The 13,563-nt window shown below is 67.0% G+C and carries 11 protein-coding genes and 1 pseudogene; 8 read left to right on the top strand and 4 right to left on the bottom strand.

Annotated elements, in window-relative coordinates; all coding sequences use genetic code 11:
* Positions 1 to 18: 18 nt before the first annotated feature.
* A pseudogene (locus BpN12_RS02840) lies at positions 19 to 246 on the top strand (IS110 family transposase); the annotation flags it as partial.
* Positions 247 to 262: 16 nt separating this feature from the next.
* Here the strand turns inward: BpN12_RS02840 and BpN12_RS02835 are convergent.
* Together BpN12_RS02835 and BpN12_RS02830 are read right to left on the bottom strand one after the other, a co-directional pair.
* Positions 263 to 1,432: a porin gene (locus tag BpN12_RS02835; RefSeq protein WP_246794607.1), complete on the bottom strand. Its 1,170-nt coding sequence runs from the start codon at positions 1,430 to 1,432 to the stop codon at positions 263 to 265.
* 67 nt (positions 1,433 to 1,499) lie between these two features.
* Positions 1,500 to 2,582, bottom strand: coding sequence for a porin (locus tag BpN12_RS02830; RefSeq protein ID WP_246793774.1), 1,083 nt, complete (start codon positions 2,580 to 2,582; stop codon positions 1,500 to 1,502).
* A gap of 690 nt (positions 2,583 to 3,272) precedes the next feature.
* On the opposite strand from BpN12_RS02830, the gene BpN12_RS02825 reads away from it, so the two are divergent.
* From BpN12_RS02825 to tyrS, 4 genes are all read left to right on the top strand, one after another.
* Positions 3,273 to 4,748 carry an APC family permease gene (locus tag BpN12_RS02825; protein WP_246793773.1) on the top strand — a complete coding sequence of 492 codons (1,476 nt, stop codon included), beginning with the start codon at positions 3,273 to 3,275 and terminating at the stop codon, positions 4,746 to 4,748.
* 53 nt (positions 4,749 to 4,801) lie between these two features.
* Positions 4,802 to 6,739: a pyridoxal phosphate-dependent decarboxylase family protein gene (locus tag BpN12_RS02820; RefSeq protein ID WP_246793772.1), complete on the top strand. Its 1,938-nt coding sequence runs from the start codon at positions 4,802 to 4,804 to the stop codon at positions 6,737 to 6,739.
* Between the two features lie 177 nt (positions 6,740 to 6,916).
* Positions 6,917 to 8,170 (top strand): amino acid permease, encoded by a 1,254-nt coding sequence (locus tag BpN12_RS02815; RefSeq protein WP_246793771.1) that lies wholly within the window; start codon positions 6,917 to 6,919, stop codon positions 8,168 to 8,170.
* A 64-nt stretch (positions 8,171 to 8,234) separates the two neighbouring features.
* Positions 8,235 to 9,521, top strand: a complete 1,287-nt coding sequence (gene tyrS, locus BpN12_RS02810) for a tyrosine--tRNA ligase (RefSeq protein ID WP_246793770.1) — start codon at positions 8,235 to 8,237, stop codon at positions 9,519 to 9,521.
* A gap of 38 nt (positions 9,522 to 9,559) precedes the next feature.
* Here the strand turns inward: tyrS and BpN12_RS02805 are convergent, their stop codons facing one another.
* Both BpN12_RS02805 and BpN12_RS02800 read right to left on the bottom strand, forming a co-directional pair.
* Entirely contained in the window at positions 9,560 to 10,282 is a 723-nt protein-coding gene (locus tag BpN12_RS02805) for an FCD domain-containing protein (protein WP_246793769.1), read from the bottom strand.
* A gap of 256 nt (positions 10,283 to 10,538) precedes the next feature.
* Positions 10,539 to 11,108 carry a helix-turn-helix domain-containing protein gene (locus BpN12_RS02800; RefSeq protein ID WP_246793768.1) on the bottom strand — a complete coding sequence of 190 codons (570 nt, stop codon included), beginning with the start codon at positions 11,106 to 11,108 and terminating at the stop codon, positions 10,539 to 10,541.
* Positions 11,109 to 11,144: 36 nt separating this feature from the next.
* Here BpN12_RS02800 and BpN12_RS02795 point away from each other — a divergent pair, with 36 nt between their 5' ends.
* The 3 genes from BpN12_RS02795 to ltnD all read left to right on the top strand — a co-directional run bounded on the left by BpN12_RS02795 (position 11,145) and on the right by ltnD (position 13,557).
* The gene (locus BpN12_RS02795) at positions 11,145 to 11,669 is read left to right on the top strand and encodes a GNAT family N-acetyltransferase (RefSeq protein ID WP_246793767.1); all 525 of its coding nucleotides are present in this window, start codon (positions 11,145 to 11,147) and stop codon (positions 11,667 to 11,669) included.
* Positions 11,670 to 11,915: 246 nt separating this feature from the next.
* The gene (locus BpN12_RS02790; RefSeq protein WP_246793766.1) at positions 11,916 to 12,620 is read left to right on the top strand and encodes a FadR/GntR family transcriptional regulator; all 705 of its coding nucleotides are present in this window, start codon (positions 11,916 to 11,918) and stop codon (positions 12,618 to 12,620) included.
* A 46-nt stretch (positions 12,621 to 12,666) separates the two neighbouring features.
* A complete protein-coding gene (gene ltnD / locus BpN12_RS02785; protein WP_246793765.1) occupies positions 12,667 to 13,557 on the top strand; it encodes an L-threonate dehydrogenase in 891 nt (296 codons plus the stop codon).
* Positions 13,558 to 13,563: the final 6 nt, after the last annotated feature.

The raw sequence follows: 13,563 nt of genomic DNA, 5'->3' as shown, positions 1-13,563 counted from the left end.
CGACATGCCCGTCAAGAACGACGACGTGTACAGGGCGGGCGCTTTGAAATTCGCCGCGTGCTGTACATGGCGACGCTCACTGCAGCCCGCCACAACCAGGCCATCAAGGCGTTCTACCAACGCCTCAAAACCGCAGGGAAACTGCCCAAGGTCGCGCTGGTTGCCTGCATGCGCAAGCTCCTGACCATGCTCAATGCCATGGTCAAATCCAACACCCCCTGGGACGATTCGCTTCATCTCGCTTGACTCGAGACACGGTTACTCAGAACACCACGCGAATCCCGCCCATCACGGCCAGCTGGCGGCTTGAACCGCTGTTCTGCAGGTTCGGGATCTGCGCGTAGTTGACGCTGCGTCCGGTCGCGCCGTCATAGCCGAGCCCCGCGCCGCCCGAGACCTGCCCGATCGCCACGCCGTACAGCGCGGTGCGTTTCGACAGCGCGTAGGTGGTGCCGAGGTTCAGCTGGTGGATCAGCGTGGTGCCGCCGTCCGATACCTGCGCGCGATTGAAGATGTAGGCCGCGCCCACGCTCCAGTCGCTCGACAGCGCATAGGTGGCGTTCAGCTCCGCGCTGTCGAACACCACCGACCGGCCGTCGGGCCGCGCGGCGCTCGCGAAATACGCGCTGTCCTCCAGCTTCGTGTGCGTGTAGACCATCGCCACGTTGGCCTTGCCCATCGCGAGCGAGGCGCCGATGCCGGCGGCCTTGATGGTCGCCGCGTCCTGCAGCCGGCAGAACATCGCGCCGGCATTCGAGCAGGCCAGGTCGCCGAAGTAGCCGCTCTCGCCGCCCAGCACCGTGTTGCGCGGAGCGTTCTGCGTCATGTAGCCGGCGCCGATCGAGAACGGGCCGTGCGTGTACGCGGCCGCAACCGCATAGCCGCGCGCCGCCGCGAACTGCCCGGCCCGGCCGCCGAACGCGAAGGTGCCGCCGAACGTGAAGCCGCGCAGCGACGCGCTCGTGAACTTGACGGCGTTGTTCATGTTGAACGCCTCGTTCAGGTTGTCGATGTCGCCGAAGTGCGAGCCATACGGCGTCGACCAGCTGTTGCTCGAGGCATAGACGCCGAGGAAGTCCGAATACGAATCGTACTGGCGGCCGAAGCCGAGCGTGCCCCAACGGCTGTCGCTGAGGCCCACCCAGGCCTGGCGGTCGAACAGCGAGCCGGCCTGCAGCATCGCGCCGTTGCCGGTGAGGAACTGGTTTTCCAGCGCGAACACGGCCTTCAGGTTGCCGCCCAGCGGCTCGCTGCCCATCAGGCCCCAGCGCGAGGGCATCAGGTAGCCGCCGCCGACCTCCACGCCGTGGCCGCCGCCGGCGGGGTTTTGCTGATTGGTCGAATAGATCACGCCCGCGTCGACCGAGCCGTACAGCGTGACGCTGCCCTGCGCCGCCGCCGGCTGCGCGCCGGCCAGCAGCGCCGCGGCCATGGCGACGAGCGTGAGGGTAAGGATGAGCGCGCGGCGCCGGGAACAGGGCGAGGTATCCATGGCGCGCTCAGAACACGTTGCGCAGGCCGATGGCGAGGCCTGTCTGGTTGCTGCGGCCCGGGTAGTCGGCGCGATAGCTGCCGCTGCCATGGGTGAAGTCGACCGAGCCGTAGATTTCGGTGCGCCGGGACAGCGCGTACTCGGCGAGCAGCGTGGCCGAATAGTTGGTGCCGCTGCCGAGCGAGCCGTCGCGCCGCGCCGCGTTGCGCGCGTGGCCGCCGTAGCCGACCAGCGTGAACGCGAGCGGCGCGGTGGCCTGCCACTTCGCGCCGAGGTAGACGTTGTCGTCGATGCGGTTCGGGCTCACGCGCGGCAGCGCGGCGGCGCCCGGCTGCAGCGAGTCGGAATCGGTCAGGCCGGTGTTGTCCTGCGAATGCAGCCAGCCGGCCATCACGCGCAGCGTCGGCGTGAAGGTATAGATGGCGCTCACGTTGACGATCTGAAACTTCTTGCCGGCCACGTCGTTCTGCTCGAAGCCGACGTCCGTCGACAGCGCGCCGAACCCGTACTCCGCCGTCACGCCCACCATGCTGCCCTCGCCGGCGCGGCCCGGCACGCCGCCGAAGCCAACCATGCCCTCCACGTGCAGCGCGCCGAAGCGGCCGTCGTACTTCACCGAGCTGTTCGTGAACAGGTGCCGGCCGACCGCGTTGAACACCCAGCAGTCCTGCCAGTAGTCGGCGACGGTCAGCGGGTCGTACCCGCCGCCCATCATGTCGAAGAACGGGGTCTGCTGGCGGCCGAGCGTGATCGTGCCGTAGCGGTCGTTCGACAGCCCGACGAAGGCGCTGCGCTGGAACAGCAGGCCCGGCGTGGACAGCTGGCCGGTGGGCAGGTTGAACTGGCTTTCGAGCCGGAAGATCGCGCGGGTGCCGCCGCCCAGTTCCTCGGCGCCCTTCAGCCCCCAGCGGCTCGGCGTCACCACGCCTTCACGCATCGACACGAGGCCGCCGCCGTTCGCGTCGGCATGGGTCTGGTAGCGCACGGCGGTGTCGACGAGCCCGTACAGCGTCACCGAGCCCTGCGCCACGGCCGGTTGCGCCGAGGCGGCGAGCAGCGCCGCGCCGAGCGCGAGCATGGACTTTTTCATGAAACCCCCTTCCGGAATCGCGATCGATCGATTTTTCTTAAGAAAAACGTTGAAATATAAAATTTCGAAATATCGTAACGCTGTCGACGTTTTGTAAGCTGACCTGCATCAATGTCGCAAAAGACGCGCGGCGAAGCGTCATCCAGCGGAGGGGGCGGAAAAGCGAGCCGACGCAAGTAGGCCGACCAGGCGGGAAGATCACCGTTGCTGAAAATTAAGAGGTTGTTGCGGATTAATTTGCGCGAGATGACGACCCTGAGCGCGCCCGTCCTGCCCGGTCGGCGAATCCGAAAAATAGGCGAATTGCCGCATCTCGATAACCTGAACGGGGAACGACTCGCTCATCCGCGGCACGGTCAGCCTCGACCGATCGTCAGGCGCGCCACAACCGTGCGCCCCAAGGGCCAGCGGCCTCGCCGAGCCGTCCGTCGCTGGCCAAACGGAAGATCTGCGTCAATCGACCGCGCATCTGGCACCTGGTGCGCCCTCCTCGCCGCATCGCCCCGCCCCGCGCCGATTCCACCGCCCATGGCGGCTTCGGAACGTCCGCGCGCGCCGCCGGCAGGACGCCATTCCTTTCAAAAACTTGACAAAGATCATGCTCCGGATCGTTGAGGGGCCTATCCTTTTCCTGAATTTCGAAATTTTTGAAATTTACGTCCAAACATAAAAAATCGATGGAGTAAGGTAATGACGACAGATACCAAACCCCCCGCCAAGATCGGGGTTTTCACCTTCGTCATGATCACGGCCGCCGTGGTCGTCAGCGTCCGCACGCTGCCGATGACGGCCCAGCCCGGCATGACGACGCTTTTCCTGACGCTGGCCTCCGCACTGCTGTTCCTCGTGCCCACCGCGCTGGTCTCGGCCGAACTCGCGACCGCGTGGCCTCAGGACGGCGGCATCTTCATCTGGGTGCGCGAGGCGTTCGGCGAGCGGATCGGCTTCGTGGCCGTCTGGATGCAATGGATCCAGATGGTGTTCGGCATGACCTCGATCATCATGGTGATCGCGGCCACCTTCGCCTACGTGTTCGACCCGGCGCTCGCCAGCAACAAGTTCTACATGCTGGCGATGATCCTCGGCATCTGGTGGGGCTGCACGCTCGTCAACATGCGCGGCGTGAAGACGCTCGGCTGGGTCTCGACGGTCTGCGTGAGCCTCGGCGTGTTCCTGCCCGGCGTGCTGCTGATCGGCTGCGGCATTACCTACGTGCTGGCCGGCCATCCGATCATGACCGACGTCTCGTGGAGCTGGAGCAACCTGATCCCCAGCTTCAGCGACAGCGGCACGATGGGCCTCTTCATCGGCTTCGTGTTCGTCGTGATGGGCATGGAGGTCTCGGCCTCGAACGTGTCGTCCATCAAGGACGCGCGCCGCAACTATCCGATCGCCATCATCCTCGTGTCGATCGTCATGGTGCTGCTCTCCGTGATCGGCTCGGCCGCCATCTTCGTGGCGATCCCGAAGCAGCAGATCTCGATGACGGCCGGCCTGATGCAGGCCTTCGACCTCTACTTCCGCCAATGGGGCATGCCGTGGCTCGCGCCGGTGATGGCGCTCTGCGTCGGCCTCGGTCTGGTCGGGCAGGTCAACTCGTGGGTGCTCGGCCCGGTCCGCGGCCTGCAGGCCACCGCCAACTCCGGCGCGCTGCCCGCGTTCCTGCAGAAGTCCAACGCCCACGGCGTGCCGGTGACGCTGGTGCTGATCCAGGCATTCGCCATCACGCTGGTCGGTGTGCTGATCACGGTGATGCCGAACGTCGACAACTTCTACTTCATGTTGATGGGGCTGACCGGCCTGGTCTATCTGGTGGCCTATCTGTTCATGTTCGCGGCGGCCATCCATCTGCGCTACAAGCGCCCCGACGTGGTGCGCAGCTTCAAGGTGCCGGGCGGCAACCCCGGCATGTGGATCTGCGCCGGCCTCGGCCTCGCCGTCTCGCTGCTGGCCGGTTATCTCGGCTTCGTCCCGCCGGGCACGTTCCAGGGCGCGCGCAGCCAGTACGTGGAATTCCAGCTGATCGGCCTGCTGGTGATGCTGGTGATTCCATTCCTCGTCTATGCGTATGGCCGCAAGAGCCGGCGCAGCCGCCTCGCGGCACCGGCCATCCGGCCGGACGTGGCGCCCGCCCGTGTGGTGGTGCCCACGCGCCACCGCAAGTAAGCCGCCACGCAACCGCATTCGTCCGATCCCGTTTTATTAGCAAGGTGTCCAAAATGACTGACAAACAACAATCCAACCTCAACGTCGACGCGCTGTTCCTGGGTCCGAAGTCCGAAAACAACGTGTTTTTCAAGGAAATGGTGGACTACGCCGTGAGCGAGCACATGCACTGGCGCGCCGACTTCCATCCGGAAGATCCGGCGCTGGTCACGCCAGTCGAACAGCATGCGCCGGACTTCCGCCAGACCCTGTACCGCACCGAGGGCATCCTGCGCCAGCTCTCGTCGAAGCTGAAGAACACCTCGGTGCCGTGGTTCTCGCCGCGCTACCTCGGGCACATGAACGCCGACACGCTGATGGTTTCCAACCTCGCCTACGTGATGACGATGATGTACAACCCGAACAACTGCGCGCACGAGGCCTCGCCCACCACCACCGGGCTGGAGATCGAGGCCGGCAACGATCTGTGCCGGATGTTCGGCTACGACCCGAAGCGCGCCTGGGGGCACATCACCTCCGGCGGCACCGTGGCGAACTATGAAGGCGTGTGGGTGGCCCGCAACCTCAAGACGATGCCGCTCGCCATTGCGCAGCACGAGAAGGCGCGCGACCTGGTGGCCGGCCTGAGCGAGCGCGAGCTGCTCAACATGCGCCCCGCCGCGATCCTCGACCTGACCGACGAACTGAAGAAGCGCGGCCTGTTCGAGGAAGTACGCGCGCTGTCGTGCCGTGGCGCGGGCGTGAAGCCGGCCACGCTCGGCAAGATCCTGGTGCCGCAATCGAAGCACTACTCGTGGATGAAGGCGATGGACGTGCTCGGCATCGGCCAGGACCTGATCGTGCCGCTGCCGGTGGACGAGCACTACCGGACCGACGTGGCGAGGTTGCGTGAAATCGTGTTCGAGCTGATCGAGCAGGGCAGCCCGATCCTGGCCGTGGTGTCGGTGGTGGGCACCACCGAGGAAGGCTCGATCGACCGCGTCGACGAAGTGATCAAGCTGCGCGCCGAATGCGAGGCGCAGCACGGCGTGTCGTTCTACGTCCACGTGGACGCAGCCTACGGCGGCTACGTGCGTTCGATGTTCCTCGACGAGCAGGACCGGTTCATGGAATACGACGCGCTGATCGCCCGCTACCGCGCCGACGGCATCGTGCCGGACGGCGTGGTCTGGCCGAAGCGCGCCGTGTACGACGGCTTCAAGGCGATGGAAGAGGCCGATTCGATCACCGTCGATCCGCACAAGGTCGGCTACGTCCCCTACTCTGCCGGCGCGATCTGCATGAAGGACAAGCGCATCGTCGACCTGGTCTCGTACCACGCCGCCTACGTGTTCGAGGAAGTGGCCGAGGAAGCCGACACCGAAGCGCAGGTCGTGCTCGGCGCCTCGATCATGGAAGGCTCGAAGGCCGGCGCCACGGCCGCGGCGGTCTGGGCGGCCCACCGGCTGGTGCCGCTGAACATCTCCGGCTACGGCCGCGTGATCGCGCGCGGCATCGTCGCCGCCGACTGGCTCGCGCGGCGCCTCGCCAGCGCGCCCCCGTTCGTGATCGGCGAGCGCCGGTTCGAGGTGCGCCCGGTCATGCATCCCGACTTCCACATGGTCGACTTCACGTTCAAGGAAATCGGCAACGACAGCCTGGAAGACCACAACCGCCTGAACAAGCGCATGTACGAGATCTGCTCGTATGCGTCGGGCCGCACCTACGCGAACGACTTCCTCACGTCGTCCACTTCGCTGAGCGTCGAGGAATACGGCCACGCCCCGCTGCACTACGTGCTGGAACGCGGCTTCAGCCGCGCCGAGTGGGACGAGGTCGAGAGCGTCTACATCCTGCGCGCGGCCGTGATGACGCATTGCCTGGCCAAGCCCGATGACTTCGACGCGTACTGGGACGCACTGCGCGAGGTGTTCACGGCCAAGCTCCGGCAGATCGTCGACATGGAAGAGAAGGAGAACGCGCTCTTCAACTCGCCGCTGGTCCCGGCCTGAGGCCGCCTTGAACCCGGCCTGAGTTTCGTTCCGAGTTCGTTCCGAGTCCCCCCAACCGCTCCCGGGCACTGCGCCGGGGGCGGCTCCCCGGCCCGGCGCGCCGCCCGACGGGCGGGCCCGCCGCGCCTCACTTTTCTCCACCCCGCGCCACGGCGCGAGGCGGCCCAAGGATTCATCATGCCAATCGGCTTCAAGGCACTGGGCGCCACCCTGCTGCTCTCCGGCACCATGCTCGGCGCCGGCATGCTGGCTTTACCGCTGATGTCGGCAGGAATGGGTTTCGAATACGCGAGCATCGCGCTGCTCTTGATCTGGGCGCTGATGTGCTACACCGGCCTGATGCTGCTGGAGATCTGCCTGTCCTTTCCCGTCGGCTTCGGCTTCGACGCGATCGCCGAGCGGCTGTTCGGCGCGAAGGGCATGTATGTGATCAACGCCAGCCTGCTGTTGCTGCTCTATTCGCTGTCGTCGGCCTACATTTCCGGTGGCGGCTCCACCTACGCCTCCAACCTGCATCACTATCTCGGCATCTCGGCCTCGCCGACCCTGCTGTCATCCGCGTTCACCGTGCTGATCGGCTCGATCGTCTGCATCAGCACCGTCGCCGTCGATCGCGTCAACCGCCTGCTGTTCGCGCTGAACATCCTGATCTTCCTGCTGCTGAGCCTCACGATCCAGCCGTATGTGTCGAGCACCAACCTGCGCGCCGGCGACGACGCCGCGAAATACGTGCTCGCCGCGCTGCCGGTGTTCCTCACCGCGTTCGGCTTCCACAGCAGCGTGCCGAGCATGGTCAAGTATCTCGGCGCGCAGCGGCCGCGCCTGCTGCGCAACGTGTTCGTGACCGGCAGCCTGCTGCCGCTCGGCGTCTACCTGCTGTGGGTGTTCAACACGCTCGGCACGCTGCCGCGCTTCGGCGCGACCAGCTTCTCGGCGATCTCGCGCTGCCACGGCTCGGTCGGCATGTTCCTCGACCAGTTCCACCTGCTCGCGAACAGCCCGCACGTGCCCACGCTGCTCTCGGCGTTTTCGTCGATCGCGCTGTTCACGTCCTACCTGTGCGTCTCGCTGGGCCTGTTCGACGCGCTGGCCGGCAGCCTGCGGCGCGGCGACCAGCTGCGCGAGCGCATCCAGACGGCCTGCATCACCTACCTGCCGCCATTCGCGTTCGTGTTGCTGTTCCCCAAGGGTTTCGTCATGGCGCTCGGCGCCGCGGCGATATTCCTGACTATTCTGGCGGTGCTGTTCCCGGCCACCGCGCTCATCAAGCTGCGCCGCATGGACGGCACGCACCGCCGCCGGCTTGGCGCCTGCCAGCCCGCGTATCGCGTGATCGGCGGCGCCGCCGCGCACCGGCTCGTGGCAGCGGCCGGGCTCGGCATCATCGTGATCCAGATCCTCGTGATGCAGGGCCGCCTGCCGGTGTTCTGACGCCGGCCGGCGGCGGCACCCCACACCCCTCGCTCACCAGCCATCCTCAAGCGGAGAAACACACATGCGGCACGGAACACTGATCAAGGACATGCAGGCACGCGGGCTGATCTCGCAGGTGGCCTCGCCCGAGGCGCTCGACGCGCTGCTCGCGCGCGAGTCGATCACGCTGTATTGCGGATTCGATCCGACCGCCGACAGCCTGCACGTCGGGCATCTGGTACCGCTGCTGCTGCTGCGCCGCTTCCAGATGCATGGCCACCGGCCGATCGCGCTGGTCGGCGGCGCCACCGGCATGATCGGCGATCCCAGCTTCAAGACGAACGAGCGCAAGCTCAACACGAGCGAGGTGGTGGCCGGCTGGGTCGAGAAGATCCGCCGCCAGCTCGCGCCGTTCCTGTCGTTCGACGGCGCCAGCGCCGCACGCCTCGTCAACAATCACGACTGGTTCGCCCGAATGAGCGCGCTCGATTTCCTGCGCGACATCGGCAAGCACTTTTCCGTCAACGCGATGATCAAGAAGGAATCGGTGCAGCAGCGGATCGATCGCGACGAGGTCGGCATTTCGTTTACCGAGTTCGCCTACAGCCTGCTGCAGAGCCATGACTTCGTGGAACTGAACCGGCGCTTCGGCTGCGTGCTGCAGGTCGGTGGCTCCGACCAGTGGGGCAACATCACGGCCGGCATCGATCTGGTGCGGCGCGTGAACCAGGCACAGGCGTTCGGCCTGACGGTGCCGCTGATCACCAACAGCGACGGCACCAAGTTCGGCAAGAGCGAGGGCAACGCCGTGTGGCTCGATGCCGCCAAGTGCTCGCCGTATCGGTTCCATCAGTTCTGGCTCGGCGTGGCCGACGCCGACGTCTACCGCTTCCTGCGCTACTTCACGTTCCTCGACCTGGAAGAGATCGACGCGATCGAGGCCGCGGACCGCGTCGGCGATGGCAAGCCGCAGGGCCAGCGGGTGCTGGCCGAGCACGTCACGCGCCTGATCCACGGCGACGCCGCGCTCGCCGCCGCGCAACGGATCACGCAGAGCCTGTTCAGCAACGATGTCGCGTCGCTGTCGGCGGAGGATTTCGCGCAGCTCGCCCAGGATGGCCTGCCGCACGCGGCCTGCGAGGCAGCGCGGCTGGCGCTGCCCGAGGCCTTGTGCATGACGGGGCTGGCGGCGTCAAAAAGCGAGGCGCGCACGCTGATCGACAGCAGCGCGATCGGCGTCAACGGCGAGCGGGTGGAGCAGATGACAGGCATCGAACGAACGCTCGATGCGGGTGACCGGAAGTTCGGCCGCTATACGCTGCTCAAGCGCGGCCGGAAGCAGTACGCCTTGTTGTGCTGGCAACCATGATGCGGCCGCGCCGACGGGGCACGCCGGCACGAGGCCGCTCAGCCGCGGCCCGCGCCGGCCGTCTTCGTCTCGAACGATTCGGCGGTGAGGCTCTCGGCCACCGCCATCACATGGGAATAGTGCTGCGTCAGCAGCTCGAGCGTGCGGGCCACGTCGTGCGCCAGCACCGCCTGGAGGATCGCCTCGTGCTCGCCTTCATCGCTGTATTTCATGTCGACCGGCAGCTTCGGATCGAACCAGATGTGCCGGTAGCGTTCGAGCCGGTCGTATAGCGACTCCATCAGGTCGACGACCACCGGCGAGCGGCTGCCGTTCATGATCGCGATGTGGAAGGCGGTGTGCCGGTCGGCCCACTCCTGGAGATCGGTGGCCGGATTGCGCGGGTCCATGCGGCTCAGGCGATGGTACGCGGACAGCACCTCGAGCTCCCAGGCCTCGTCGCCCTGCTCGAGCGAGCGGCGCACCGCGTATTCGGCCAGCCCGCGCCGCACGATCAGCACCTCGCGCAGTTCGTCGAGCGAGACCGGCGCCACCCAGAAGCCGCGCTGCGGTTCCGTGACCACGTATTTTTTCCAGACCAGCTGCAGCAGCGCCTCGCGAATCGGCGAGCCGCCCACCGCGTAGCGCTGCTTCAGTTCGTTCAGCAGCAGCTTCTGCCCGGGCTTGTATATTCCGAGCAGAATATCGCGCCGCAGTTCGTTGAAGACCTTGTTCGACAGCGTCGAACTGGCATGGACCGATTCTTTATCCGGCTGAGACATCAAGCGCGTTCCGCTTTGTTATCGGCAGACTGGTTGGTTAAAAAGGTAGCGCATGTTACCCCAACTCGATTGCAAGGAGTTCGTCAGCATCGGGGCAAATCTGTCGCCGGCTTGCTTTTTTACAGGGATCCCGCGTGCTGCCGCCACCGCCGGCGCGCCGCTCGGCGGGACGCTTGCGTGACCTCGACGAGACAAGCGCGACGAACCGCCGCCAGCCCGCCCCGGCATGCCGCTCGCGCGCGGCGAGACGGATCGGCTAGGGCTTGCGCAGCACGATCACCGCGTACTTGCAGCTCGCCCGCCCGTCGTTGCGGAACACGCAGTCGCCCGGCGGCCCGACCTCGAGACAGTCGCCGGCGCGCAGCCGCTGCTGCTCGCCGCCCTCCACGAACACCAGCTCGCCGTCGAGCACCCAGATCAGCTGCTGCATGTGAAGATAGGCCGAGGCCGGCATCGGGATTTCCGCGCCGGGCGGCAGGTCGATCTCGACCAGCGTCAGCGGCGACACCGATTTCGGCGAGACGTGGCGGCGCACGTAGCCGCTTTGCGGATCGACCCAGACGGGTTGATCGTCGACGCGCAGCAGGCGCCCTTCAGCCAGCTCGGCCAGCGCCAGCAGCGCCGACATGCTCAGGTTGAACGCGCCGGCCAGCTTGGCCAGCGAGGTGGCGGTCGGGCTGCTCTCGCCGCGCTCGATCTTGTGGATCATCGCGCGCGACACGCCCGACTGCCGCGCCAGATCCGTCAGCGACCAGCCACGGCGCTCGCGCTCGGCCCGGATTCTCGCGCCGATGCGTTGATCGATGTCGTCTACTATCGTGTACACTCGTTTCAATTTAATGGACGGCCCGGGGAGGCTGGGATGGAAATTCGCGACGCGCGCCAGCAGGATATCGAAGGTATCACGGCAATCTACAACGACGCCGTGATGAACACGCTGGCGATCTGGAACGAGACGGCCGTGGACACGGCGAACCGCACCGCCTGGCTCGCCGATCGCGGCCGCGCCGGCTACCCGGTGCTGGTGGCCGTGGATGCTGCGCAGCAGGTACTCGGCTACGCGTCGTTCGGCGACTGGCGCCCGTTCGACGGCTTTCGCGCCACCGTCGAGCACTCGATCTACGTGCGTAGCGACCAGCGCGGCAACGGCATCGGCCGGCTGCTGATGACGGCGCTGATCGATCGCGCGCGCGCGATCGGCAAGCACGTGATGGTGGCCGGCATCGAGGCCAACAACGCCGGCTCGATCCGGCTGCACGAGACGCTCGGCTTCGAGAACACCGGCACGCTGCGGCAGGTCGGCATGAAGTTCGGCCAGTGGCTCGACCTGACGTTCATGCAATTGACGCTCGACACGCGGGCGACGCCGGACGCGAAGCGACCGTGATGTCGTGATGTCGTGATGTCGTGATGCCGTGATGCCGTGATGCGCCGGCGGACACCTTCCGCCGGCCGGATAATCCGCCCCCCTCCGCTCCGGGACCGCCCCCTCCCGCACGCCGCGCGCTCCGCGCCCGTGCCCCGCCTGCCCGCCCGCACCCGCGACGCATCGTCTTCCCCGGGTAATTCCCGATGCCGGCCCATCTTCCAAAATTTGTATGATGACCACATAACCTGACAAACCTGATCGATTATGTTCGAGAAAATCCCGGCGCGCGCGATGAGCGACACCGTCGCGCAGCAACTGCTCAAGCAGATCGAGATCGGCAGCTTCGCCGGCACCGGCAAGCTGCCGACCGAATCCGTGCTGGCGCAGCAGTTCGGCGTGAGCCGCACGGTGATTCGCGAGGCGATCTCGCGGCTCAAGAACGAAGGCGTGGTCGAGCCGCGCCAGGGCAGCGGCGTGTTCATCTCGCAGCACGGCGCGATCCGGCCGCTGCGGATCGACTACGCGGAGGCCGTGGAAGCGGGCTCGCTCGTGCATCTGCTCGCGGTGCGCCGCGCGATCGAGGCCGAGGTGGCCGCCGAGGCCGCGCAATGCCGCACCGACGCCGACCTGCGCCGCATCGACGAGGCGCTCGCGAAGATCGACGCGGCCGTGGCCGCGGGCCGCGACGGCGTGGCCGAGGACATCGCGTTCCACCGCACGATCGCCGCCGTCACCGGCAACCCCTATTTCCTGAAGACGCTGAGCTTCCTGAACCAGTACCTCGAAGCGGGCGTGATCGTCACGCGCCGCAACGAGGCGACGCGCGAGGATTTCTCGCGCCAGGTGCGCGAGGAGCACGCGGCGATCGCCGACGCGATCCGCGCCGGCGACGCGCTGGCCGCCAGCAACGCGGCCCGCATCCACCTGGTCAACGCCGCGCGGCGTCTCGCGCAGGCGGGCCTTTGCTGATCCATTCGCCCGGCCACCCGGGCATCCGTTCGATACGAGGATTCACATGTCACGACAAGTAGGCGTCATCGGGCTCGGCGCGATGGGGCTCGGCGTCGCACGCTCGCTGCTGCGCGCCGGGTTCCGCGTCCATGCATGCGACGTGCGCGACAGCGTGCTCGACGCATTCGCGGCCGAGGGCGGCATCCGCTGCGCCACGCCCGCCGAACTCGGCGCGCGGTGCGAGGTGGTGGTCACGCTGGTGGTCAACGCGGCGCAGACCGAAACCGTGCTGTTCGGCGAACACGGCGCGGTGCCGGCCATGCGGCCCGGCGCGGTGGTGATCTCGAGCGCCACGGTCGCGCCGGAATTCGCCGTGCAGCTCGGCGCGCGCATCGAGGCGGCCGGCCTGCTGATGCTCGACGCGCCGGCGTCCGGCGGCGCCGCGCGCGCGGCCTCGGGCGAGATGACGATGATGACCTCGGGGCCGGCCGCCGCCTACGCGGCCTGCGAGGACGTGCTCGCGGCGATCTCGGGCAAGGTCTACCGGCTCGGCGCCGAACACGGCGTGGGCTCGAAGGTCAAGATCATCAACCAGCTGCTGGCCGGCGTGCATATCGCGGCGGCCGCCGAGGCGATGGCGCTCGGCCTGCGCGAGGGCGTGGACGCCGACGCGCTCTACGAGGTGATCACGCACAGCGCCGGCAACTCCTGGATGTTCGAGAACCGCGTGCCGCACATCCTGAACGGCGACTACACGCCGCTCTCCGCCGTCGACATCTTCGTCAAGGACCTGGGCCTCGTGCTCGATACCGCGCGCCGCAGCAAGTTCCCGCTGCCGCTGTCGGCCACCGCGCACCAGATGTTCATGAACGCATCGAGCGCCGGCCACGGCGGCGAGGACGATTCCGCCGTGATCAAGACCTTCCCCGGCATCACGCTGCCGCCGGCCCGCTGAATCGCT

This window comes from Burkholderia perseverans, assembly GCF_022870505.1.
Taxonomy (GTDB): Bacteria; Pseudomonadota; Gammaproteobacteria; order Burkholderiales; family Burkholderiaceae; genus Burkholderia; species Burkholderia plantarii.
Note: the sequence above shows the minus strand (reverse complement) of the source record. Positions and strands in the feature narration are given on the sequence as shown.

What these genes read in the sequence shown, in the direction of transcription:
- tyrS (WP_246793770.1), top strand. Translation starts at nt 8,235, where the DNA reads ATGCGGCACGGAACACTGATCAAGGACATGCAGGCACGCGGGCTGATC.
- ltnD (WP_246793765.1), top strand. Translation starts at nt 12,667, where the DNA reads ATGTCACGACAAGTAGGCGTCATCGGGCTCGGCGCGATGGGGCTCGGC.
- BpN12_RS02815 (WP_246793771.1), top strand. Translation starts at nt 6,917, where the DNA reads ATGCCAATCGGCTTCAAGGCACTGGGCGCCACCCTGCTGCTCTCCGGC.
- BpN12_RS02790 (WP_246793766.1), top strand. Translation starts at nt 11,916, where the DNA reads ATGTTCGAGAAAATCCCGGCGCGCGCGATGAGCGACACCGTCGCGCAG.
- BpN12_RS02805 (WP_246793769.1), bottom strand. Translation starts at nt 10,282, where the DNA reads ATGTCTCAGCCGGATAAAGAATCGGTCCATGCCAGTTCGACGCTGTCG.
- BpN12_RS02825 (WP_246793773.1), top strand. Translation starts at nt 3,273, where the DNA reads ATGACGACAGATACCAAACCCCCCGCCAAGATCGGGGTTTTCACCTTC.
- BpN12_RS02795 (WP_246793767.1), top strand. Translation starts at nt 11,145, where the DNA reads ATGGAAATTCGCGACGCGCGCCAGCAGGATATCGAAGGTATCACGGCA.
- BpN12_RS02820 (WP_246793772.1), top strand. Translation starts at nt 4,802, where the DNA reads ATGACTGACAAACAACAATCCAACCTCAACGTCGACGCGCTGTTCCTG.
- BpN12_RS02835 (WP_246794607.1), bottom strand. Translation starts at nt 1,432, where the DNA reads ATGGCCGCGGCGCTGCTGGCCGGCGCGCAGCCGGCGGCGGCGCAGGGC.
- BpN12_RS02830 (WP_246793774.1), bottom strand. Translation starts at nt 2,582, where the DNA reads ATGAAAAAGTCCATGCTCGCGCTCGGCGCGGCGCTGCTCGCCGCCTCG.